This window comes from Paracidobacterium acidisoli (assembly GCF_003428625.2).
Classification (GTDB): Bacteria; Acidobacteriota; Terriglobia; order Terriglobales; family Acidobacteriaceae; genus Paracidobacterium; species Paracidobacterium acidisoli.
Window position 1 is genome coordinate 345,026 of the sequence record NZ_QVQT02000002.1, and the last position, 22,194, is coordinate 367,219.

Sequence of the window (22,194 nt, forward strand, 5' to 3'; positions counted from 1 at the left end):
TGAAGATTCTGGTACGCACGGCGGAAGTGGTCGTGCGCGGCACCGGTACCTAAGCCGGTCAGTGCCTGTTATCCGGCCTCGTGGTGAGCACGCGTGTCTCCGCAGGCCGGACGAAGCGGTCCTTCGCAATGCGCAGCGGCTCATGGTGCGCTCCCTGTGCCACGACCGCTCCCGTGAGATTGCCAGGCGGCGCGGGTCCGGCCGCAGGAGCTTCGGCGACTTGGAGGGGAATCATGACACTCTCCCGAATGCCCCACTGTCCCACCACCGCCTGATCGGTCACGTTGCGATAGCCGCTTACGGCAACAGCCAGCTGGGCCAGCGCTGACGGATCGGCGCCCTTTACCAGGAAGCTGTAGCTGCCGAAGCTGGTCGTCACGTTCTGCTGGGAGCCGCCGCCGACGGTCAGAGTGACGCTGGCTCCGCCAAGCACCTTGTTCGTAATGCCGTCGATCACGATGCCGTCCACCTCGATATCCTTTGCCGGATCGCCCGAGGGGGCCGAGGACGTGCCGGACGTGGAATTGGAACCCGTCGAGGTCTGGGCGGAGGCCTGCGTGCTCGATGAGCCGGCGTTCCGCGAGTTCAGCCAGCCCGGCAGGAAAGTCGTGATAGCCCAGACCAGGACAGCCGCGACCACGGTTGCCAGAACCCCGGCGACCCATTTACCCACCGCATTGCCCGAAGAATCTTCGCTCATGGAAACCGCCTGTTCCGGGCGAATTTATCATTCCCCCCGCAGGAGAACAAGCGGTTTTACGGACTGGCGCCGAACAGGTCGCTCAGGCAGAGATTAAAAATTAGAGTTAGCCTTTATTAATCAGCGCTATAGATTAATAAACATCATGTATCACATGACGAGAATCAAAAAAGATAACCATTATCTTGATTCCGGCTATAAACGACTGAAAGCAGAGCAGATGATGCGTATGCCGGTAAGAAATGCCTCTGTCGGTGTCAACAGGCTCAGAATCAGCCAGCCATCGCCGGAAAATCCAAAGAAATAGCCCGGATGAACCGAAACGCCATGGTCGCGGATGAGCCGAACGGCGAGGTGTTCGTCGGGTTCGAGAGCCGGCACGCGCAGCACGGCATACCAGCCAGCCTCGACGCCGAGGCGCGAGACCATCGTCTGCTGCGCCAGAGTCTCGTCCAGCGCCGCCAGATTCGCGGCGGTTCGTTCGCGGATCTGCCGCTGCATCTCACTCCGATGGTTCAGCCACTCCGGCAGGGCATGCTGAATGGGCGCATTCATGGAGAGGAAGGTGTCGGCGATTACTTCAAGGCGATCCAGCGCCTGCGTCAGTGACGGCTTCGGGCCGCAGGCCGCGATCCAGGCCGCCTTCATCTGCGGCAGCGCCGCAATTTTGCTGAGGCCGCTCAGAACGAAGGTCAGCACCGGATGGGCTCCGGCGGCAAAGCTGCCGGGGCTGTCGCCGGAGAAGGCGTAATCGAGAAAGACCTCATCCACAATCAGAGCCAGGCCATGCTCGGCGCAGAGGCTTTCGAGCTCCAGACGCTCGCCCGCTTTGGTGAAGTGACCGGTGGGATTGTTGGGATGCACCAGAGCAATGGCCCGGGTGCGCGGCGTGATGCGCTGCCGCAGCGCTTCGAGATCGAGATGCCAGCCGTGATCGTGAAAGAGCGGATAGGGCACGAGGCGCACGTCATCGAGCTGTGCGAGAAAGTCGAAGAGAGGATAGCTGGGCTGAGCGATCAGCACCTCTTCGCCCGGATCGCAGAGCAGGCGGAAGAGATAGCTGTAGGCCTCGCTGGTGCTGGTGGTCAGAAAGACGTGCTGCGGCGAGACGGCCGCGCCCGCTTCGGCATAGTACGCGGCGACAGCTTCACGGGCGCGCAGAATACCGCGCGGGTCCGGATCGTAGAGCAGGGAAGCGGCGTCGCCGAGCGCTGCCAGAATGCCGGGAGCGTCGTAGCGAAAGCCGCAGTGCGTCGGATTGGACGCGGTGAGATCGAGCAGCGGCAGGCCCGCCGCCTGGCGAGCGTGGAGAGCCTGCGTCAGCTCGGTCGGCTGCAGGTCCCAGTGCGTGCGGGAAGAGAAGCGCATCGGCAACTATCTTTTCACAGGCGGCGCCTCGGCCAGCGGTCGCAGTGGCGCGCGCTTCTGCAGAAGCCGGCGAACCTGCCGCGATGTGCTCTGCAGCGACGTGCCGCCCCGCATCGGCGCGCCCGGATATTTATCCAGTGGACAACAGCGCGGCGTTGCGATCCCCGATAATGGAAACAGACATTTCTTTTTACGTCGCGGAGGACAATTTGGCGGTTCGGGCTGTGATTTTCGATTACGGAATGGTGCTGAGCAACGCGCAGGAGCCGGCGGCTTACACAAAGCTCCTCGAGATTACGGGTCTGCCTCGCGACACCTTCGAGCCGCACTACTGGCGGTACCGCCTGGACTACGATCAGGGCACGCTGAACGGGCGCAGCTACTGGGCGCGTCTCGGCCAGGATGCAGGTATTCTTCTGACGCCGGAGCAGATCGAAAGCCTGATCGAGAACGACGTGCTGATGTGGGCGACGGTCAACGAGCAGATGCTGGCGTGGGTCGAGGCCCTGCAGAAGGCCGGAGTGCCGACGGCCATCCTCTCCAATATGGGTGAGGACCTGCTGCGCTACATGCGCCAGGAGTTTGCGTGGCTGGCCGCCTTCGACCACCACACGTGGTCGTGCGAAGTGGGCCTCATCAAGCCCGATCCGGCGATCTATACATGGACATGCGAAAAGATCGGCGTTCCGCCACAGGAGGCGCTGTTTCTCGACGACCGCGCGGAGAACGTGGAGGCGGCAAAGACGGTGGGCCTCTATGCCATCCAGTTCCGCAATGTCGATCAGCTCCGCGTGGAGCTGGAATCGACCGGGCTGCTCAACGGATTGCCGCTGCCCGATCCGGAGCCAACCGTTCGTAATTCACGGTGATTGGTCGTATGCAGCGGATGTTATACATAACCTGATCTCATTTCGCTGCTCCGGAGGCACGATGACCGGTATTGAGGAGGTATCGCTCGGATACAAAATCCTCGACCTGGGATGGCAGATTTCGCGGGCGGTGGGAAACTCCGTTTATGACCGATTTTCCGCGTCGGGCTATAAATTTGTCTCTTCTCTGACGACGCTCGAGTTTGAAATTCAGGACGGCATGCAGACAGCCCACTTTGTTCAGGACAGAGTGGTGAAGATTTTGAAAGACGATACTTCCATGCCGCATTTCTCTTATGGCACATCCGGCAGAGATACGATCGATCAGCTTCTGATCGACAACCAGGACACGCAATGGAGAGAGGTTGAGAAAGACGGGAGCGCCAGAGTGATTGCGGCAAGAGATGAAGTGCGTTATGGAAAAGGAACAACCCTGCGCTGCATCTTTCGGGCGCATTCCGAAAATGGATACCCCGAGCGCGAGGAATCGCAGTCCATGGGCATACGCGCAACTGTGGATAATACAACCATTTTTGTCATTTTTCCCATAGAAAAACCGCCTGTCACGGCCAGAGCCGTGTACAGAAAAGTGAATGACACAGGGATATGGCGGGATGTAAAAACAGGAACAGGAGAACTACGGTACTTTACACGCGGGAGGCGCGCTTATGTTCTGGAAGCTAAAAGTCCTAAAATGGGCAATGAGTACCGCATTCAGTGGACCTGGTAACTACGCAAAATCTGTCTGACCACCAGTCATCCGGAGCCTCCGTAGGACTACAACAACTTATAATGCCGGATTCGAGGGGGGAAGTCAAGAAGTCAAGAAGTCAATCTCCGGCATAGCAGCCAGTCTGAAGGGTACGGGCTTTAATCTCTGCATACAGTCCTGTGAAAGCAAAGGGCTTCAGCCTCTTTTCTGCAAACCAGCCCAGCGTCATATCCGAAGAGCGGCCTGCTCTTCAGGAAGCGGCACGCGCTCGACGATCTCCACATTGAAGCCCTGCAGCGCCGGCACATGCGTCGGCGTGTTCGACAGCAGGCGGATGCGGTGAATGCCGAGATCGGCAAGGATCTGCCCGCCCAGACCGACCTGGCGCAGGGTGCGCTGCTGGCGCTCCTCCTGCCGCTCGCGCGCCCTCGCCTCATGATGAAAGACGATGCGGTGCGGATCGACGGCGCCGTGCGGATTGGGCGCGGGATCGATATCGAATCCGCGTGAAGCGTTGTGCAGGTAAACGAGGGCTCCGCGGCCCGCCTCCGCAATAGCGCGCAGGGACTGCTGCAGCACGCGGCGGCAGTCGCAGGTGGTCGCTCCGAAGACATCGCCGGCCAGGCAGTGCGAATGCACGCGCACCAGCACAGGCTCATCGCCCGGCTCCTGGCTGACGTCGCCGCGCACCAGCGCCAGATGGCTCTCTCCGCCGTTGACCTCGCTTTCGTAAGCGATCATGCGGAACTCGCCGTACGGCGTGGGCAGCGCGCTCTCGGCGACGCGGTAGATGTACCGCTCGTTCTGCAGGCGGTAGCGGATCAGCTCGGCGACGGTGAGCATCTTCATGTGGTGCTCGCGGCAGAACTCGGTGAGGTCGGGCACGCGCGCCATGGTGCCGTCGTCCTTCATGATTTCGCAGATCACCCCGGCGGGGATCAGTCCGGCGAGACGCGCCAGATCGACGGAGGCCTCGGTCTGTCCGGCGCGCACCAGCACGCCGCCTCTGCGGGCGCGCAGCGGAAAGGTATGGCCGGGGCGAGCCAGATCGTGCGCAGTGGAGGCGGGATCGATGGCGACCTTAATGGTGTGCGCGCGGTCGTATGCAGAGATGCCCGTGGTGACGCCCTCGCGCGCTTCGACGGTCTCCGTGAAAGCGGTACCGAAGCGTGACGAGTTCTGCTGCGTCATGGGCTGCAGACGAAGATAGTCGGCTCGCTCTTCGGTGAGTGCGAGACAGATGAGGCCGCGGCCGTGCTTCGCCATGAAGTTGATGGCTTCCGGCGTGACGTGCTCGGCGGCGAGCGTGAGGTCGCCCTCGTTCTCGCGGTCTTCATCGTCGACCACGACGATCATGCGGCCGGCTTTGATCTCTTCGATCGCTCCGGGAACATCGGTAAACGGCGCCCTGGCTTGCATGCTTCTATTCTCCGCCACTTTGAACGCAGGCGCGAGCGGCATCAGGCGGCTTTTCGCTTTTGTGACAACTTCCTGACACCGGCGCGACAAGCGAGCGACTGAATCCAGCCGTCGAGGTGTTTTTGCGCCGAGCAGAGAGCGTTGCGGTTGCCCTCGATGCGGCCGATCAGCAGCGCGCCTTCGAGCGACCCGATGAGAAGGTCGGCCACAGAGCCCGGGGAGAGGTCGCGGCGCATCTCGCCCTGGCGCTGCCCCTCGCGGACAATCTTCATCAGCAGCGCGCGCCAGTCGCGGAAGGCCTTCCGCGCCAGCTGCAGCAGAGCAGGGTTGGTATCGTCCGCGTCGACAGCGGTGTTCATCAGGGGGCAGCCGCCGGGAAGCGGCGGAACGCGATGCACAAAATTTCTTACCAGCAGCCGCAGACGATCCACAGCGCCGTCGGTCTCGCAAAGCCCCTCCATACGCGGAGCCGTGGCCCTCTTCCACGCAAAGAGAAAGGCCTCGCAGGCCAGCTCTTCCTTGCCGGAAAAGTGCCGGTAAATGCCGCCCTTCTGCAATCCGGTGACTTCCATCAGCTCAGAGAGCGCCGTACCGGCATAGCCGTGCCGGTTAAAAACGGGAGCCGCCCGCTCGATGATCTTCTGCCGCGTCGCCTCGCCGCGATCCGATAATGTGTGCCGTTTTTTCACGGACTTCATTATGAGACCGCTCGGTCTCAACCTGCAAGCAAAAGTTCAGCGACCGATCGGTCTCAGTCGCATCCATTGCTCATACCCTTTCCTGGTGCGGAGGACGATCTGGCGACAACCACACTGGTGCAGCCCGCGACAGCGACGAAGCGAGCCGCGGTGAATCCCTGGGCGATTGCGATCACGGTAACGATCGCAACGTTCATGGAGCTGCTCGACACCTCTATCGCCAACGTATCGCTGCCGCACATCGCCGGCGGACTGGGGCGCAGCTTCGACGAGTCGACCTGGGTTCTGACTTCTTACCTGGTGGCAAACGCGGTCATTCTGCCCATGAGCGCATGGCTCAGCCGCGTCTTTGGCCGCAAGCGCTATTACATGATCAGCGTGGGGCTGTTCACCTTCACATCGTTTCTGTGCGGCATTGCGCCGAACCTGAACTGTCTTGTGCTCTTCCGCGTGCTGCAGGGCATCGGCGGCGGCGGACTGGCTCCCGTAGAGCAGGCGATTCTTGTCGATACCTTTCCGGCGAACAAACGTGCCGGAGCCTTTGCGCTTTACAGCATGGCGATTGTCACCGCTCCCGCCATCGGGCCTCCGCTCGGCGGCTGGATCACGGACAATCTCTCCTGGCGCTGGGTCTTCTTCATCAACGTGCCCATCGGCATTGTGTCGCTGCTGCTTACCAGCCGCTTAGTGCATGATTCGGAGCAGTTCAAGGCCGAAGTGGCCGAGGTGCGGCGGGCAGGGAAGCTGCGCATTGACTACATCGGCATCGCTCTGGTGGCAATCGGCTTTGCGTGTCTCGAAGTGGTGCTCGATCGCGGACAGATCGACGACTGGTTTGGCAGCCATCTCATCACAAGCATGCTCGGTATTGCAGCGGTGGCGCTGGTGATCGCCGTTGTATGGGAGTGGCGGCACAGCGACCCGATCATCGAGCTGACACTGCTGCGCGAAAAGAACTTTGCCTTATCTGCGGCGTTCTATTTCCTCTTCGGCTTCGTGCTCTTCGGCAGCACGACGATGATTCCTGAGATTCTGCAGCAGCTCTACGGCTATACGGCAACCGATGCGGGCCTGGTGCTGGGGCCAGGCGCGGCGGTGATCACGATTCTCGCTCCGCTGGTGGCGCGGGTTACGCAGCGCGGCGTGATCAGCCCAAAGATGCTGATCGTCTTCAGCTTCTGTGTGGTTGCGTTCTCCATGGTGTATTACGGCCACTTTACGCTGCAGACCGATTACTTCCACTACGCGCTGGCCCGCGCCATTCAGGGCTTTGGATACGCCTTCCTCTTTGTTCCGGTCAGCGTGATGGCGTATTCGTTTCTGCCCGCAAACAAGAACAACAAGGCATCGAGCCTTACAAATCTCGCGCGCAACTGGGGCGGCAGCTTCGGCGTGGCCTTTATCACCACCATGCACGAGCGCCGCATGGATCTGCGGCAGAACTACCTGGCCCGCGATCTGGCGCCGGGGAACAATCTGCTGCAGAGCAGGCTGGCCGACCAGATCGCCTTCTTCGAGCATCGGGGGTTTTCGCACGATGGCGCAGTCGCGCATGCGTATGGATTTGTCTATCAGCAGCTCGGGCAGCACGCCAGCTTTCTCGGCTTTATGGACTGCTTCCGGATGCTCGCCGTGGTGTGTCTGGTCGGCATTCCGCTGGCGCTGTGGAGCAGACCCTTCCGGCCAGGCGGCGGGACGGCAGCGCACTAAGAGAAAATGCGCCTCATGAGCAGAAGGCGCTGTTATCAGGCGCAAAGCAAAAGGCCGGGCAAGCTGCCCGGCCTTTCCGTCTTCGAAAACGGCTTAGACGGCCTGAACGTTCTCGGCCTGGTTGCCCTTGGGGCCGCGCACGACATTGAACTGCACGCGCTGGCCTTCCTGCAGGCTGCGAAAGCCATTGGTGTTGATCGCGGAGAAGTGCACGAAAACGTCTTCGTTGTTGCTCTCGCGGGTGATGAAACCGAAGCCCTTGGCATCGTTAAACCACTTGACAGTACCCTGTTCCATAAAAGGTGTTCCTTAAAAGTTAAATTGCGCTGATTTGATCGAGGAAGGTGTAGAGGCAAGCAGTGCTTAGAGGGCAATACCGGCGGACAAACCCACTCTCGGTGAAGAGCGTAGCTCAAGCATACATGGATAAGGCCCGGCGAGCAACCATTCGCTGAAGAGAGGCTACTTCGCCCGCTCGCCCGCGGTAAAGGTCGTCCACGGACCGGATTTAAGATCGCGCAGAATGGGCGACATCCAGGCGTACTCCGGATGCGCGGCGAGAAAGGGCTTTGCCAGAAAATCTTCGCCGCACGGATGACCGGCGTGCCCGGAGAAGCTCATCGCGGCTGCCATATCGCTCGTCGTGGCCTTGCCCTGCACGGCGCCGCCGGGATAGTACGGACCCCAGTCCCACAGCGGAATGCCGCCCTTCGCCGCATCGACATGGCCGCAGAGTGTGCGCTGATCGGCGTGTGTCTGATGGGTGTAGCTGTCCACATGGTCGGCGAGGAACTGCTGCGCCAGCGCCAGATCGATGCCGCCGCGATGCTCCTTCATCTCCTGCTCCCAGCGAGCGCGGCGCGCATTGGGCGAGGTGGAGAGATCGCGCGGGTTGAAGCCCTCCGTCTCGTCGCGAATCAGAGCAGGATCGCGGGGAAAGTTCGAGCTGACGAAGTAGCCGTTGTTGGTGCGCCAAAGCGGCGTATGCTTCAGGCCGAGCTCGAGGTAGGCGATCTCGCCGGTTTTGCGGTCGCCGATCAGCCAGTCGTTGGCATAGCCGCCGTTGTTGCCTTCGCGCATGATGGCCACATATTCGTCGATGGAAGAGGCATACTGCAGCGCTTTGCGCGAGCGCACGAACTCCGGTGTGCCCTCCGGGTTCCAGCCCTCGAACTGCGTGATGGTGGTTTCGGCCACCATGATGCCGGCGCTGTTCAGCCCGAAGTCGTCGTTGCTGGTGATCATGCCCGGCACGCCTTCCATCAGAATGTGGTGGCCATGCGCCGGCTGAATGTCGAAGACCACTGTCCAGCGCGCGCCTTCGGCATACGACGACCAGTTGTTGTGGGCGAGAACGATCTTGCCGTCTTTGGTGTAGCTGCCGGTGGCGATAAAGGCGCTGCAGTTGCCCGGCGCATGAATCCTGGGAGCGCGGCTGTCGTGCTGCTGTTTGTCGAGCCACGGCACGTAATATTCCGCGAGCTCCATCGTGCCGTTGAGCGCGACAAGGTCCCACACATCGATGTGCACGCCTTTGGCCTGTACGCCCTCGGCCATGGCCATCAGCTCTTCCTGATACTCTTCGCCGATGTGCGGCCACAGCATGTTCTTCGCCGCATCGTGAAAGAACTTCCAGCTGCGGTGCGTCGTGTGCTCATCTTCGAGCCTGAAGACCTGCAGCGCATCTTCAATCTGATTCGCCAAAAGGTAACCGTGCTGGTAGCCAATCTGCTGCGGGGTGCCCTGCAGATGTACGTAGGTCCATCCGTTGCGCTGAAAGGTGTAGGAACTGGGCAGCGGCGCGGTCGCGGCATGAGCCGCCGTAAAGCCCGTCATGAAACAAAGAGCCGCGCACAGCCATACGAGATAAGGCACAACGCAGCGGCGCAAGCGGAAGAGCATCCGGTCACTCTCCATTCCCGAAGAAGTCGGGAATGAGAGAGACCATATCACAGCAGAGGGAGCGGGTTGCGGGAAGACGCGGTCATGCTTCGCGTCCGGAATTCATTATGCTTTGCAGCCGGGCTTTATGCTTCGCAGCCGGGATGCAGAAGGCGCGAGGCAAAGTGCAGCAGCTCCGGCGGCCGCGCCGGCTCGACCAGCAGCTCGAACTCTTCGTTCTTCCGGTGTACCTGATCGAGAAGATCGGAGCTGACCGATTTGCCGGAGAAGAACAGCACATGGATATCCGGACACAGCCCCTTGAGCAGCAGAGCGAGGTCGGCGCCGCTCATGCGCGGAACGATGACGTCGACAATGGCCAGATCCGGCTGCCAGGCCTCGGCAATCGCGATCGCCTCTTCCACATTGCCGGCCGTGCGCGCTTCATAGTGGGCCTGCATGAAAATGGCCTGCAGGGTATCGGCGATGATCGCTTCGTCGTCCACAATCAGAACTTTGGATGTGGGTACGGTATTTTCATCCGGCATAGGTTGTTCCTGACCAGAATAAAAATTGATCGGTGTTTCGATTTTCAAATCGCCCGCTTTCGAGGGGGTGCTGGTTCTACTGCCATGCGTTCACAGAGCAAGGGGTGTGCGGGAACGTGGCATTGCATTCAGAGCGGCGTCGTTCTGACCGGCTGCACGATTCCACTGTAGGAAGCATACATTTCCGCCAGGGGTTGTACGCCTTTGTCTGATGGGAGGATGAGAATTTCGCAAAAAAGTTCACCGCTGAAAGATCGCGGCCAGGGGCTCTCGGTCTTCAGAGAGGAGCAAAGCTGCCGCCGCCAGCCGTTTAGTGCTTCTTTTTCTTCGCGGCAGCGGCCGACTTTGCAGGTTTGTGGGCCGGCTTTGCAGCTTTTTGGGCGTGCGTATGCGCATGGACGGGCTTCGCCGCTTTTTTGGCCGGAACAGGTTTATGAGCCGGCTTTTTGGCGGCAGGCTTCGCAACCGTCTTCGCTGCGCTCTTTACAGGAGCCTTCGCCGATTTTGCAGGAGCCGGCTTCGGCTCAGGCTTCTTTGCCGCCGGTTTTTCCGGAGCCTTGCCGGCAGCTTTTTCCGGTTTTGCCGGCGGAACAGGATGCTTCGCCTTGTTGCCGGCCTCCGGAGCCGGTTTTGCGGCAGATTTTTCTGCCGCGGACGGCGCTTCCGGCGCAGCCTTCTTCACCGCCTTCGTTGCGATTCGAGCCGGAGGCATTGGCGGAATAATCTCTTTGTCTTCGCTCTCGTCTTCGTCGGCCTCATCGTGGTCGAGATCTTCGTCGCCTTCGAGTGAGCCCGCATCCGGCATCTCGTTCTCGTCTTCGTCCTCATCCATCCTTTTGGTCTCGGAGCGGCGTCCGCGAGTACGGCGGAAGGTGACCGGAGGCGGCGGCGCGGGCGGCGACCAGGGCTCGAGGAAAGCGCGCATCTCCTCGGGAGTCTGCAGCTTGCCATCGATCAGTTGATAGAACATCTCCTGCAGCAGCTTCGCATAATCCGGCAGCTCCGGCGTAATGCGCATCTCCTGCATCAGCGCGACGGGCACATTCTGACGGGCCTCGGGCCAGACGGTGAAGAAGTTTTTGAACTTCGCCTGCACCGGAGCGCTTTTGCTGCTGTAAGCCAGCCACAGAACCGGCTCCGGCTGATAGCTGGTTACCAGCTTCCAGGTGGCGGAGGGCGTGTGGGCTTCCCGGCCGGTCAGAACCTTCGCGAACTCCTTCGCATCCTCGTCCAGCTGGTCCCACTGCTCCACAAAGCCCTGGCACGGGAACATCTTCTTCAGCGCGCTCAGATCCTTCGGCGGCAGCTTTGCCGTCAGCAGCTGCATCTGCGCCGCCGATGGATCGGGATTCACCCCCTGCATCAGCAGCTGGATCAGAATCCTGTGCAGATTCTCAAGGCCTGCGAGGTCGGCTTTCGCCGAGGTCCAGGCAGGGAAGAGGTGTTTGATCCAGCCCTCGGCCTCGAGCGCACGCAGAATCTTCAGTGCGTCTTCCTCGTGGCCGATCTCTTCCAGCTCATAGCCCTTGAGGTAGGGAGACAGGGAATCAATCCCGTCTTCGGCCTTTGCGTTCTCGTAGCGGACTTTGGTGCGCTCTTCCATCTCCCACCCGGTGCGGGCGGCGAGACGGGTGGCGCGAATCATGCGCGACGGATCTTCCAGAAAGCCGTAGTTGCTGACCAGGCGAAGGTGCCGCGCTTCGATGTCGGCGATTCCGTTCATCGGGTCGAGCAGCAGGCCGTAGGAGCCCTCATTCAGCGAGATCGCCATCGCATTGGCGGTAAAGTCGCGGCGGCGCAGATCTTCGACGATCGTGGCCCAGTGATAGACCGGCTTGCCGAGCTTCGGATAATCCTCGCGGCGGGTGCTCGAAATCTCGATGCGGACGCTGCCCGGAAACCAGAAAAAGAGGGTCCGTGTCGGCTCGTGCTCGCCCCACAGCTTACCTCCGGCTTTCTCCAGCGCTTTCTTCAGCTTAAGGGCATTTCCCTGAACTGAAAAATCAAGGTCGCGGACAGGGAAGCCGGTAGAGAGATCGCGTACTGCGCCGCCGGCGAGAAATACTGTCATTCCGGCGTCACGGGCCGCATCCCGAACGTGTTTCAGAGCACTTTGTTGTGCCAGGGAGAGGCGATTTTCTATGAGGTAGACGTAATCGGGCATGCTTTCAGTGTCTGCTGTGGATTTCTGTGCCGCCCAGCTGCCTTAATTGGTCTAACGTCTTCTGATCCAAATGTTTACAGGAAGGCGGAAACGCCATTCAAAGGTACAATGTAACATACGGTAACATTCCTGGCTACCGCTTTGCACAATTTTCGATGCGTTGAGTCTTCAGCGTGCAACAATTTTGAGTTTGTGGCCGGATCGTTCTGATTTTTCGAGGAGTGCATGCCTTCGAGCAGCCGAAAAAAAGCCATCGCACGCAGGCTGACCCGGGACTGGGTGGCCGGTTATCTGCCCGCTGACGGATTCGTCCACGCGGGCGATGTCGAGCTGCTCGGGCTGGAGGGGAAGGTGCTTTCTCTTCCGGCGGATACGCTGAAGTGGATCTGCTTTGTCCGCGACTTCAACTCCGGCGAGCTGAATAACCCTGAGCGCCTGGTGCGCAAGGCCTTTGGAGTACGGCCGCGCACAGAAGGCGTCTTTCTGCGGCTCACGCTGAAGGACGGCGACCAGGTCGAGGGCCTCGCCGCCAATGACGTGAGCCTGGTGACCGGCGAAGGACTCTTTCTTACCCCGCCCGATATCCGCTCTAACACGCAGCGTATCTGGGTGCCGCGCAGCTCGGTCGAAGCGGCCGAGGTGGTGGCCGTCATCGGAGGAGCTGCGGCAAAGCCGGCGAAGAAGAAGCCCGCCGAAGAGGCGGACGAGACGCAGGAACGGCTCTTCTGAATGGCAGCGGCCGCTGCTTCGCAGAAAACCAGCCAGAGACCCGTTACACCCACCGGACCCGTTACGCCAGACGGACACCGGGCTGCAGAAAGGGATTCGACTGGCGCTCTTCGCCGATGGTCGTTTCGGGGCCGTGGCCGGGAACGACGAGCGTGTCCTCGGGCAGGGTGAGCAGGCGGTCGTGGATGGAGCGGAGAATCTGCCGGCCGTCGCCGCCGGGCAGATCGGTTCTGCCGATCGAGCCGGCGAAGAGCGTATCGCCGGCCAGCAGCAGCCGCTGCGGCGCAAAGTAAAGACAGATGCTGCCCTGAGTATGGCCGGGCGTTTCGAGAATCTGCGCGGCATGTCCGGAGATACCGGCGGCGGCGCCTTCCCTGGCGCTGAGGTCGGGCGGAGCCACCTCCGGCGGACGAACGCCGAGCCATTCCGCCTGCGCATCCATCATCTCCAGCAGGGGAAGATCATTTTCATTCAGCAGAATCGGCGCGCCGGTGGCCCGCTTTAGCTGCAGCGCTCCGCCGACGTGGTCGATGTGCGCGTGGGTGACGACGATCTGCTTCAGCGTCAGCCCGTGTTTTGCCAGCCGCGACAGAATGAGCGGGATGTTGTCGCCCGGGTCGATGACCATCGCCTCGCGCGTGGTCTCATCGCCCAGTACCGTGCAGTTGCACTGCAGCGGCCCGACGGGGAAGGTTTCGCGGATCATAGTTTTTACCGGACATTCAGATTTCAGCCAGCATGGAACAAAACCGAAAAATTACCTGCAACAGGACTATCGCAACAGAGCCTGAAATCCCGCCTGAGCGAAATGCCGGTCATGCGTTAACGCTGCCGTCAGCCGCTCTTCTTCCATAATAAGGAAACTGGCGCAGTCTGTAAGGCTCCAGCTTTTGTCTGCCATCAGCTGATACTGATGAAGAGCATTTGCAAATAACTGTGGTGTCTGCGGGAAAATACGGACCTTCGATTGACGAAGTGATTCGACTGCCTTCGCTGCTGCCTGACGGAGGTGAATTCCATAATCGCTGAAGCTATTCAGGAATTCGGTCAGGATCATTTCGCTGGTGACGATCTGGTCGGGAACAATGTCGCGCGAAACAGCGGAAGCCTTCTGGTGGAGTTCGTCACGGGCATTCAGAAGGGCGATCCAGTAGCCCGTATCCGCAAATACGCGCTCCATCAGGAGGTCTTCTGCGCACCATACAGATAGTGATCGAGATTCCCTGAAAGATCAGCCGGGACCTTTTGCCAGTCGGTATCGGGCACATCACTGGCTATCTCTGCAAACATGGCCGCCAAATCGCCGGCGCTGCCGGGTGGGGCAGTGTGAGCCTGTTCCTCACTTTTTTGGAGCAGGGAGAGCCCGAGACGGACGACTTCGTCAGCCGAGCGATAACGGCCGCTGCTGACCTTTTCCTGGATCAGGCGCTCCACATCGGGACTGAGGGAAGCCTTCATGCCTGTAGCTTATCAAAGGCGTTTGCGTGGCGCACAACGCTTTCTGAGAAGACGCGCGCGGTCGTGACAGAAACGAACCTGATCTATGAGGCCCGGAATTCAGCCGTCTTCCTCCATCGTATCCAACGGTTTCGCGCTTCTCTCCATGCGGGCAGCAGCCAAAATAAAGCCACGTGTCTGCAGGGTTCACCAAAGTCAGCCACCAAATATCGCTGTAACTCCGGATCGATTGTCCCCGAGGCTGCCCTGAAGTGCAAAATTGCGTCACAATAGGGACGTTATGGCACCGAGAAAAGAATGGACCGAATGGCATCTGACTCCCCGCGGCTGGGAGAAGGGCGCAACGCGCGTGCACGGAGAAGGGAACACCTGGGTCGAGGAGCCGCTCGACCGCGCCCTGAGCTTCGTCTATCAGGAGCTGGAGAGCGGCTCTCCGCCCGAGGTGAAGAAGTGGGCCGAGGAGACCTGGCGATCGAAGGACGCGGCAAAGGTCGAAGCGCTGCTGCAGTTGTACGGCGCGTGCCCGGAACGTTTGTAGATCGGTTCCGGAGCTGTTTTAGACCGGTTGCAGAACGACCGCGGAGCGGCTGTCAGAAGTGGTTGCGGTGCATGCATCGGCTGCCGCCATCCGGTGCCCGCAAAAGCAAAAGGCAGGCGCACAGCCTGCCTTTTCTGCGTAAAGCCGAATGCTGTTCTACTTCTTTGCCGGAGCGCTCTGCGTGGTCTGCGAGCCTGACAGCACTGAGTGAGATGCTGCCGTACGGTGCTGCATCATCAGCGTCAGCGCGATGGAGGTGATGACGAAGGCCAATGCCAGCCAGCCCGTGGCCTTCGTGAGCATGTTGGCCGCCGAGCGTGGTCCGAATGCGGTCTGCGATCCCTGGCCGCCGAAGGCGCCCGCCAGATCGGCGCTCTTGCCCTGCTGCAGCAGAATGACCAGAATTAAAACGAGACAGATAATAACGTGGATCGTGCTGACCAGATAAATCATCGATACATGCTTTCCTGCGGGCCGCAGCCGCGGTCTTCACACTGACCGGCTCCGCGTTGAAAAATGTCGGACTGTTTGGTGCGGAAGGGGGGACTTGAACCCCCATGCCTCTCGGCGCCACCCCCTCAAGATGGTGTGTCTGCCATTTCACCACTTCCGCACTCGGTGAAACCCTGTCCTCACGTAACTATAACAAAGCTGAAGCGCTGTGAGAATCTCCGGAGGCCGGGAAGGATGCCATTTTTCGATTCTGATCACACCATTGGCAGTGCATCGGTTTGAAATTCTCCGTTCGCGTCGGAATGGCCCGTTCGACCACCCGGAAGGCAGCAGAAAGAGAGCCGCAGCGCAGTCTCTTCGCTATGATTTTGAATATGCCCTCCAAATCCAGCGGCCCTCGCTCCTATCTTTTGCGTGCGGTTGTGGAAGTTGGCTTCATCATCTTTCTCTTCTATGCAAATCTGCTGATGGGCGAGTTCGATCGATCCATCCATAAGACACTTTCAGGTGCGCTTCATGAGATTGTTACTCCGGCAAATTTTGCCATTGCTCTGACCGCGGCCTTCATAGGACACATCGTCGTGGAATTCCTGCGGCAGAAACTCTGATTTCAAACTGACCGGCTATCCACCATCTGCCTGCCTGGATGCCGGAGACCGAAGTCGCATAGAATTGCGATGCGATTTCATTCTGTGCCGAGAGCGGTAAACGTTTGCCGGGCGAGAGAAGAGCGGGTGAGATGAACACACCGGAGAGTGGGAGAGAGATGCGGATTCCGTTTAGGAAAGATATATGGGGCGCTGCCGGCCGCAGAGCCGGAGGCGCGCGCCGTTTCATGCCGAACCTCTTTGCGGCAGGGCTGGCCGCAATGCTCATGGCGTTGTTACCGGGCAGTGTGGCGATGGCCCAGAACAGTCCCCTGGTGCTGGAGCGCGAGGGCAGGGTGATCTCGCTCGAGCCCTATGCTCCGAACATTCTGCGCGTGACGATGAGCACCGATAAGGCCGCGGCGACGTCGGCTCCGGGATATGGATTTGTGGCGCAGCCTTCGGCAGAGGGCTGGACGCACGAGCGGGAGGCGGATGGCAGCGATGTATATCGTTCGTCGCGCCTGGTGGTGCGTGTGGCTCCGGCAGGCCTTCCCAAAGACAAGCTGCCGCAGCCGATGCCCCTCGATGCGCTGAACCTGCAGCTGCGCGAGCACTACTTTGGCGGAGGCGGCGGACACGGTCCGCACAACGATGCGCTGCTGGTGACGACGGCGGAGGGCAAAGAGCTGCTGCACATGCGCACGTGGTCCATGGCGCCGGAGCGGCCGGACGTGGCGGCGGATACGGGCGAGAAGGAGTACCGCGTCTCCTCGACCTTCGACTCTCCGGCAGACGAGCACTACTACGGCCTCGGGCAGCAGCAGAAGGGCTGGATGGATCTGCGCGATCACCAGATTCGCTGCTGGCACGAGTATTCGGCCATTGGCGGCGAGGACGTCTGCGTGCCGTTCATGGTGTCGAGCCGCGGCTACGGGCTGGTGTGGGACAACCCGTCGAAGACGACGGTCGATCTCGGCTTCAACGGGCGCAATGTGTGGTCGTCGGAGGTGGGAGACCGCGTTTCATACTTCGTGATCGCGGGCAAAACCAGCGACGAAATTTATGAGGGCTACCGTCTGCTGACCGGCGTGACCCATCTGCTGCCGAGAGCGGTCTATGGATATATCCAGAGCAAGGCGATCTACCCCACGCAGCAGCAGGTGCTCGATGTGGCGAAGGAGTATCGCGCGAAGAATCTGCCCCTCGATGTGATGGTGGTGGACTTTCTGAACATGACGGCGCAGGGCGAGATGGATCTCGACCCCGCACGCTGGCCCGATCCGGCGGCGATGAATCGCGAACTGCATGCGATGGGCATCGGCACGCTGCTGAGCGTGTGGCCGCACTACTCGCCCGGCACGCAGTTCTACGACATGCTGCAGAGCAAGGGCTGGCTGATTCACACGCCGGACGGCAAGCCCGACCCGGGCAATTTTAAAGACGCCATCGGACCGAATATCGACACCACCAACCCCGAGGCGGCGAAGTGGTTCTGGGAGAAGATTCGCGACCGCTACGTGAAGCCATACGGCTTCGATTACATCTGGCTGGATGAGACGGAGCCGGACATCGATCCGGCGAAGGACGTGTTCTCGATCGGCTCAGGCACGCGCTTCTACAACGTGTATCCGCTCTTTCACACAGCCTCGGTGTATGAGGGCTTCCGGCGTGACTTTGGAGACAGCCGCAGAGTGATGATCCTGGCGCGCGCGGCGTATCTGGGCGCGCAGCGTAACGGCACGGTCTTTTGGTCGAGCGACATTCTCTCCACCTGGGACATGCTGAAGCGCTCGATTCCGACGGGGCTGAACTTTACCGCGACGGGCCTGCCCTACTGGGACACGGACATTGCGGGATTCTTCTCGCCCGCGATTCCCGCCGACTACCATGCGGCTCACAAGCCGCTGATCGACGGCTCGGATGTGCGCGGCACGATCGGCAACTACGAAGACTATCCCGAGCTCTTTGTGCGCTGGTTTGAATGGGGCGCCTTCCAGCCGGTGATGCGCGCGCACGGCGAAAGAAATCACAACGAAGTGTGGGCATACGGCAAACAGGCGGAGCCGATTCTGGCGAAGTATCTGCGGCTACGCTACCAGCTTCTGCCGTACACGTACTCGGCTGCATACCGCAGCTATCAGACGGGCGCTCCGTATATGCGGGCGCTCTTCATGGACTTCCCGAACGATCCGAAGGCCGCAAATATTCCGGACGAGTATATGTATGGACCGGCCTTCCTGGTGGCTCCGGTGACGGAGCAGGGCGCGACGCACCGCAAGGTGTATCTGCCGGCGGGCTGCGACTGGTACAACTACTGGACCCATGAGCGGCTGCACGGCGGGCAGACCATCGTGGCCGATGCTCCGATCGATACGCTGCCGCTCTTTGTGCGGGCGGGCAGCATCGTGCCGCTTGGTGCGGAGGTTCTGAGCGCGGGACAGCCACAGGCGATCGCGTCCATCGAGGTGTACCCCGGCGCGGACGGCCGCTTTACCGTCTTCCAGGATGACGGAAAGACCTACAGCTACGAAAAGGGCGCAGGCTCAGTCACCACGCTGATCTGGAATGAGGCGGCGCACCGGCTGAAACATGAAGGAGCCGGATGGAGCGGCCTCGATCAGTCCGTCGTGGTGGAGGGGAAATAGACAAAACGAACGATAGGCAGCCGCGCACACTTCGGTGACAATGGAACACCGGAGTGTGCGGAGGCGTGCATGGATCGGAACGACGCGAGAGACCGCCGGATAGCCGGCAATGCCTCCTCCACGGCAGTGCCGTTGTGGCGGCTGTATACGCTGCGGGTCTGCTACCTGATCCTTGCCGGCGGTCTGGGACTCTACATCTGGCCGAGCGTGATCCATCACACGGCATCGTTCGCGATATCGCTGGGCATACGCTTCAGCCTGCTGGCGGGGCTGGGAGCAACTGCGCTGCTGGGGCTGCGGTATCCGGTGAAGATGATTCCGCTGCTGCTCTTTGAGCTGACCTGGAAGGCGATTTATCTGATCGCCTTCGCGCTGCCGCTGTGGAGAGCGCACCAGATTACAGACGCCGTGGCAGCCGATATCACCGCCGTGCTGATGGTGGTGGTCTTTGTGCCGCTTATCCCGTGGAGCTATGTGTGGCGGGAATATGGTGCGAGCCGCGGCGAGCGCTGGCGGTAAACGAATACTCCCCGCGCCCGCTCCGCATCGCCGGTCCTACAGCCACTGCGTCAGGTGAGAGAAGCTTTCGAGCTCAACAAATTTCTGCCCCGACGGAGCTTCGTCGAAGTGCTCGTGCTCCAGCACCCAGGTGTGATGGTGGTGAATGTAGACCGCGTGCAGGCCGGCGGCGAGTGCCGGATTGATGTCCGACTTCGGGCTGTTGCCGATCATCCACGTGGTGTGCGGAGCCAGCTCGTAGCGCGCGCAGACGGAGCGGTAGGCGTCGGGATTTTTCTCGCGCGGAATCTCGACTGCGGTAAAGTGCTCCGCGAGGCCGGAGCGCACCAGCTTGTCCGCCTGTTCGGCCTCATTGCCCTTGGTCATCAGGATCAGCCGATGGCGTGAGGCCAGTACCGGCAGCGTCTGGGCCACGCCGGGCAGCAGCTCGATCTCCTGATCGGCGATGGACTGGGCGAAGCTCAGAACGCGCTCGCGCTTCTCCTCAGTCAGATCTTCGACGGAGAGCCGCTCGAAGCATTCCATCAGCGACCGCCGGAAGCTGGACAATCCGTAACCATGCGAGAGCACCGTCTCGCGCTCCACCTGGTTCAGCTTTTCGCGCACCTGCTGCGGCGAATATTCGCGATGGTTCAGATACGAGATGAAGGAAGCGATGGCGCGCTCAAAGTAAATATTGTTCTCCCAGAGCGTGTCGTCTGCGTCGATCAGCAGCGTCTGGCCGGTCAGCGTTTCCTTGTGAATGCTCATCGTCTTTTGCAGCGTATCAAAGTCCGCCAGATGAATAAAATCGACAGACCCGCGGTTGTATCTGTTTCATTTTCTTTTCTTGGCGCGTGATTCCTGCGCTTCGCCGCGTCTTTTTCCATGAACGCGCGTTCATATTTTCAAAAGAATCGGCATCTTAATTTTGTGGGCCGTGCTCACGATTGCCGAACGTTTTTGGCCGGTGTTTTTTTGCCGGAAGCGTTTATGGATCGGACTCCCGGTTATAGCCGCGATGAATATGCGACAAATCTCGAGGGCCCTGTTGCTGCTGTGCTTCCTGACGGCCGGTATTGTGGCCAGCGCCTATGCCGATGCCGCTCTGCTGCTGGAAGAGCCCTTCGGCGGCTTCGGCGCGATGAATCCCACAGGACACGCAGCCGTGTATCTCACCGATGTATGTGCCGCATCGCTCACTGAGCTGCGCCCCTGCCATCCCGGTGAAGCGGGCGTCGTCATCAGCCGCTACCATCACGTCGGCGGCTATGACTGGATCGCCATTCCGCTCATCCCTTATCTGTATGCGGTCGAGAATGTGAATGAGATTCCCGAGACGGCAAGTCCCAGGCTTGAGCTGCACCTGCGCGATGCCTACCGCCGCAAATATCTCATGTCGATCGCGCCCGACGATCCAAAGCGCGAGATTCCGCGCGGCGAATGGATTCAGCTTGTCGGCTCCTCGTACGACCGGCGCATCTGGGGCTTCGAGGTCGCAACGACAGCGGAGCAGGACCGGCAGCTCATCGAGCAGTTCAATCAGGGCGGAAACAAGGCGCACTTCAATCTTCTCTTTCGCAACTGCGCCAACTTCTCCGAGACGGTGATGAACTTCTACTATCCGCATGCGGTGCATCGGAACTTCATCGTCGATGTTGGCATCATGACTCCGAAGCAGATCGCCCGCTCGCTGGTGAAGTACGACCGCCACCACGATGAGATGGATATGCGCACCTTCGTCATTCCCCAGGTGCCGGGCTCCATTCCTCGCAGCAAATCGGTCGATGGAGTGATTGAGTCGCTGGTGAAGTCGAAGAAGTACGTACTGCCGCTGGCTCTTCTGCACCCCGTTGTCGCCGGCTCGCTGGTCGCTGCCTATATCGTCGACGGGCGCTTTCACACCGATCCAAAGGCCGTGGTCTACGAACCGGAGAGCGGACTCGATCCCGGAGAAAGCAGAGAGACCGCACCCGGCGCCAGCCATCCTTCAGCCGGAACGGGACAGGGCATGGTCGAATCGTCCGCGACTGCGCCTCCGGATACGTCGACGGAGAGCAACGGGCAGGGAAGCGGCGTACGCGTGATGCGCACCGGCAGCAGGGAATAGCCAGCCGGGGGAATGTCCGGATGGATTGCTGAAAGCAGAATGCCGGGGATTGGCTCCCCGGCGAGTGTCTGTAGGCTTTTTCGTTACCGGCTTCGTCGGAAGAGCAGCGCGTCGACCGCCAGGTAGCCTGGCCCGATCGCCAGTACCACCAGCGCCAGCGCGAAGACAGCAAGAGGGAACTCGAAGCCACCGGGGCCGGTCAGCCCGTGGCGCAGATGCACCTTGAGAATGGCGACGGTCATGTCGATGACGACGCCTGCGGCGGCAATGGGAGTCAGCAGGCCGAGCACCAGGATGACGCCGCCGAAAAACTCAGTAAAAGCAGCCACATAACCCAGCCACACCGGCAGGCCCATGTGGCCGACCATCTGCGTAAAGTGATACAGAGAGCCCTTCGGGAAGATCTTTTGGAAGCCGTGGGCAATCATGATCGCGCCCAGAGCAAGGCGCGCAACGAGTGCGGAAAAGGGCCGCAGGCGGTCCAGAAAAGCGAACATCTCCGGATTGTACGTAAGACTGGGCAAAAGTCACGCAATTTGATAGAGCCGTTGTCATTCCATAGCTGTATGGGCCGGTTTGCACAGGGTTTACGAAAGCGCTTACCCTGCTATTTCGAGCAGATGAAAATCATCTCCAGATAATTGATATAGATAGAGTTAAACCGCGGGTGACGAAATGAGAATCCCCGCTGTTTTCTATTGATTTTCGTATAAAAAATCCTTAGAATAGAAGAGTTTGTGACTTCCCGGTGAGCCCGACTGACTGTACCGTTCAGGGCAGACGCCGATTTTTTTGTGCACGTCACTTTACGACTGAGGATAAACAGGAAACATGGCAAAACGTCGTGGCAATCCCAACTGGGGCAAGCCGGAGCCGATCGGCCCGGTGGTTCCTACCGTTACTTCCTTCGAGCAGGTGGTAAAGGAATACAAGCTCACTCCGGATCAGTATGTTCGTTCCACACGGCTGCGTGAGTGGGCTCGCCGTAATCGGAATTCGAAGTACATTCCGGAAGCACTGCTGGAAGCCTGGGGCTTCGAGATCGAATCCACGCTCTGAACGGATTTACCGTGCTGATCAAACGCCGCCCACGGGCGGCGTTTG

Annotated in this window: 25 protein-coding genes and 1 tRNA gene; 11 read left to right on the forward strand and 15 right to left on the reverse strand. The window is 60.2% G+C overall.

Annotated features, from left to right (window positions below; genetic code table 11):
• The coding region (locus D0Y96_RS20680) for a hypothetical protein (protein ID WP_215601613.1) at positions 1–53 on the forward strand (53 nt) is incomplete at its 5' end.
• Positions 54–58: 5 nt separating this feature from the next.
• Here the strand turns inward: D0Y96_RS20680 and D0Y96_RS05205 are convergent.
• Positions 59–700, reverse strand: coding sequence for a hypothetical protein (locus tag D0Y96_RS05205; protein WP_117298291.1), 642 nt, complete (start codon positions 698–700; stop codon positions 59–61).
• A gap of 195 nt (positions 701–895) precedes the next feature.
• Entirely contained in the window at positions 896–2,068 is a 1,173-nt protein-coding gene (locus tag D0Y96_RS05210) for a pyridoxal phosphate-dependent aminotransferase (protein WP_199480187.1), read from the reverse strand.
• A gap of 209 nt (positions 2,069–2,277) precedes the next feature.
• On the opposite strand from D0Y96_RS05210, the gene D0Y96_RS05215 reads away from it, so the two are divergent.
• Positions 2,278–2,937, forward strand: a complete 660-nt coding sequence (locus D0Y96_RS05215; RefSeq protein ID WP_117298699.1) for an HAD family hydrolase — start codon at positions 2,278–2,280, stop codon at positions 2,935–2,937.
• Positions 2,938–3,067: 130 nt separating this feature from the next.
• A complete protein-coding gene (locus D0Y96_RS05220) occupies positions 3,068–3,667 on the forward strand; it encodes a hypothetical protein (RefSeq protein ID WP_147324918.1) in 600 nt (199 codons plus the stop codon).
• A 207-nt stretch (positions 3,668–3,874) separates the two neighbouring features.
• Here D0Y96_RS05220 and ribB read toward each other — a convergent pair whose 3' ends face one another.
• Together ribB and D0Y96_RS05230 are read right to left on the reverse strand one after the other, a co-directional pair.
• A complete protein-coding gene (ribB, locus tag D0Y96_RS05225; protein ID WP_117298700.1) occupies positions 3,875–5,068 on the reverse strand; it encodes a 3,4-dihydroxy-2-butanone-4-phosphate synthase in 1,194 nt (397 codons plus the stop codon).
• A 41-nt stretch (positions 5,069–5,109) separates the two neighbouring features.
• On the reverse strand, positions 5,110–5,766 hold the full coding sequence (locus D0Y96_RS05230; protein ID WP_117298294.1) for a TetR/AcrR family transcriptional regulator: 657 nt from the start codon (positions 5,764–5,766) through the stop codon (positions 5,110–5,112).
• A gap of 66 nt (positions 5,767–5,832) precedes the next feature.
• Between D0Y96_RS05230 and D0Y96_RS05235 the strand changes: the two genes are divergently transcribed.
• Positions 5,833–7,476: a DHA2 family efflux MFS transporter permease subunit gene (locus D0Y96_RS05235; protein ID WP_252263500.1), complete on the forward strand. Its 1,644-nt coding sequence runs from the start codon at positions 5,833–5,835 to the stop codon at positions 7,474–7,476.
• 93 nt (positions 7,477–7,569) lie between these two features.
• On the opposite strand, the gene D0Y96_RS05240 is transcribed toward D0Y96_RS05235, so the two are convergent.
• The 4 genes from D0Y96_RS05240 to D0Y96_RS05255 form a co-directional block, all read right to left on the reverse strand.
• Positions 7,570–7,773, reverse strand: a complete 204-nt coding sequence (locus D0Y96_RS05240; protein WP_117298295.1) for a cold-shock protein — start codon at positions 7,771–7,773, stop codon at positions 7,570–7,572.
• 165 nt (positions 7,774–7,938) lie between these two features.
• A complete protein-coding gene (locus D0Y96_RS05245) occupies positions 7,939–9,378 on the reverse strand; it encodes a C45 family autoproteolytic acyltransferase/hydrolase (protein ID WP_117298296.1) in 1,440 nt (479 codons plus the stop codon).
• A gap of 125 nt (positions 9,379–9,503) precedes the next feature.
• Positions 9,504–9,905, reverse strand: coding sequence for a response regulator (locus tag D0Y96_RS05250; protein ID WP_117298297.1), 402 nt, complete (start codon positions 9,903–9,905; stop codon positions 9,504–9,506).
• Positions 9,906–10,215: 310 nt separating this feature from the next.
• A complete protein-coding gene (locus D0Y96_RS05255) occupies positions 10,216–11,976 on the reverse strand; it encodes a tRNA nucleotidyltransferase/poly(A) polymerase family protein (protein WP_252263501.1) in 1,761 nt (586 codons plus the stop codon).
• Positions 11,977–12,294: 318 nt separating this feature from the next.
• Between D0Y96_RS05255 and D0Y96_RS05260 the strand changes: the two genes are divergently transcribed.
• Positions 12,295–12,798 carry a DUF6982 domain-containing protein gene (locus D0Y96_RS05260; protein ID WP_117298299.1) on the forward strand — a complete coding sequence of 168 codons (504 nt, stop codon included), beginning with the start codon at positions 12,295–12,297 and terminating at the stop codon, positions 12,796–12,798.
• A 61-nt stretch (positions 12,799–12,859) separates the two neighbouring features.
• Here the strand turns inward: D0Y96_RS05260 and D0Y96_RS05265 are convergent, their stop codons facing one another.
• The 3 genes from D0Y96_RS05265 to D0Y96_RS05275 form a co-directional block, all read right to left on the reverse strand.
• Positions 12,860–13,504 carry an MBL fold metallo-hydrolase gene (locus D0Y96_RS05265; RefSeq protein WP_117298300.1) on the reverse strand — a complete coding sequence of 215 codons (645 nt, stop codon included), beginning with the start codon at positions 13,502–13,504 and terminating at the stop codon, positions 12,860–12,862.
• A gap of 66 nt (positions 13,505–13,570) precedes the next feature.
• Positions 13,571–13,978 carry a type II toxin-antitoxin system VapC family toxin gene (locus D0Y96_RS05270; protein ID WP_117298301.1) on the reverse strand — a complete coding sequence of 136 codons (408 nt, stop codon included), beginning with the start codon at positions 13,976–13,978 and terminating at the stop codon, positions 13,571–13,573.
• A complete protein-coding gene (locus D0Y96_RS05275) occupies positions 13,978–14,256 on the reverse strand; it encodes a ribbon-helix-helix domain-containing protein (RefSeq protein WP_117298302.1) in 279 nt (92 codons plus the stop codon). The genes D0Y96_RS05270 and D0Y96_RS05275 overlap by 1 nt, the downstream gene beginning before the upstream one ends.
• Positions 14,257–14,536: 280 nt before the next feature.
• On the opposite strand from D0Y96_RS05275, the gene D0Y96_RS05280 reads away from it, so the two are divergent.
• Positions 14,537–14,794: a hypothetical protein gene (locus D0Y96_RS05280; protein WP_117298303.1), complete on the forward strand. Its 258-nt coding sequence runs from the start codon at positions 14,537–14,539 to the stop codon at positions 14,792–14,794.
• Between the two features lie 156 nt (positions 14,795–14,950).
• On the opposite strand, the gene secG is transcribed toward D0Y96_RS05280, so the two are convergent.
• Together secG and D0Y96_RS05290 are read right to left on the reverse strand one after the other, a co-directional pair.
• Positions 14,951–15,247 (reverse strand): preprotein translocase subunit SecG, encoded by a 297-nt coding sequence (gene secG / locus D0Y96_RS05285; protein WP_117298304.1) that lies wholly within the window; start codon positions 15,245–15,247, stop codon positions 14,951–14,953.
• A 76-nt stretch (positions 15,248–15,323) separates the two neighbouring features.
• Positions 15,324–15,407: transfer RNA gene (locus D0Y96_RS05290), tRNA-Leu, on the reverse strand.
• A gap of 118 nt (positions 15,408–15,525) precedes the next feature.
• Here D0Y96_RS05290 and D0Y96_RS05295 point away from each other — a divergent pair.
• From D0Y96_RS05295 to D0Y96_RS05305, 3 genes are all read left to right on the forward strand, one after another.
• Complete coding sequence (locus D0Y96_RS05295; protein WP_147324919.1) at positions 15,526–15,855, forward strand: hypothetical protein; 330 nt, start codon at positions 15,526–15,528, stop codon at positions 15,853–15,855.
• A 227-nt stretch (positions 15,856–16,082) separates the two neighbouring features.
• Positions 16,083–18,482: a glycoside hydrolase family 31 protein gene (locus D0Y96_RS05300; protein WP_117298702.1), complete on the forward strand. Its 2,400-nt coding sequence runs from the start codon at positions 16,083–16,085 to the stop codon at positions 18,480–18,482.
• A gap of 69 nt (positions 18,483–18,551) precedes the next feature.
• The gene (locus tag D0Y96_RS05305; RefSeq protein WP_117298306.1) at positions 18,552–19,001 is read left to right on the forward strand and encodes a hypothetical protein; all 450 of its coding nucleotides are present in this window, start codon (positions 18,552–18,554) and stop codon (positions 18,999–19,001) included.
• Between the two features lie 36 nt (positions 19,002–19,037).
• Here the strand turns inward: D0Y96_RS05305 and D0Y96_RS05310 are convergent, their stop codons facing one another.
• A complete protein-coding gene (locus D0Y96_RS05310) occupies positions 19,038–19,751 on the reverse strand; it encodes an HAD family hydrolase (RefSeq protein WP_117298307.1) in 714 nt (237 codons plus the stop codon).
• 280 nt (positions 19,752–20,031) lie between these two features.
• Here D0Y96_RS05310 and D0Y96_RS05315 point away from each other — a divergent pair, with 280 nt between their 5' ends.
• On the forward strand, positions 20,032–21,090 hold the full coding sequence (locus tag D0Y96_RS05315; protein WP_117298308.1) for a hypothetical protein: 1,059 nt from the start codon (positions 20,032–20,034) through the stop codon (positions 21,088–21,090).
• Positions 21,091–21,173: 83 nt separating this feature from the next.
• Here the strand turns inward: D0Y96_RS05315 and D0Y96_RS05320 are convergent, their stop codons facing one another.
• The gene (locus D0Y96_RS05320) at positions 21,174–21,614 is read right to left on the reverse strand and encodes a DoxX family protein (RefSeq protein ID WP_147324921.1); all 441 of its coding nucleotides are present in this window, start codon (positions 21,612–21,614) and stop codon (positions 21,174–21,176) included.
• A 307-nt stretch (positions 21,615–21,921) separates the two neighbouring features.
• Here D0Y96_RS05320 and D0Y96_RS05325 point away from each other — a divergent pair, with 307 nt between their 5' ends.
• The gene (locus tag D0Y96_RS05325) at positions 21,922–22,149 is read left to right on the forward strand and encodes a hypothetical protein (RefSeq protein ID WP_117298310.1); all 228 of its coding nucleotides are present in this window, start codon (positions 21,922–21,924) and stop codon (positions 22,147–22,149) included.
• Positions 22,150–22,194: the final 45 nt, after the last annotated feature.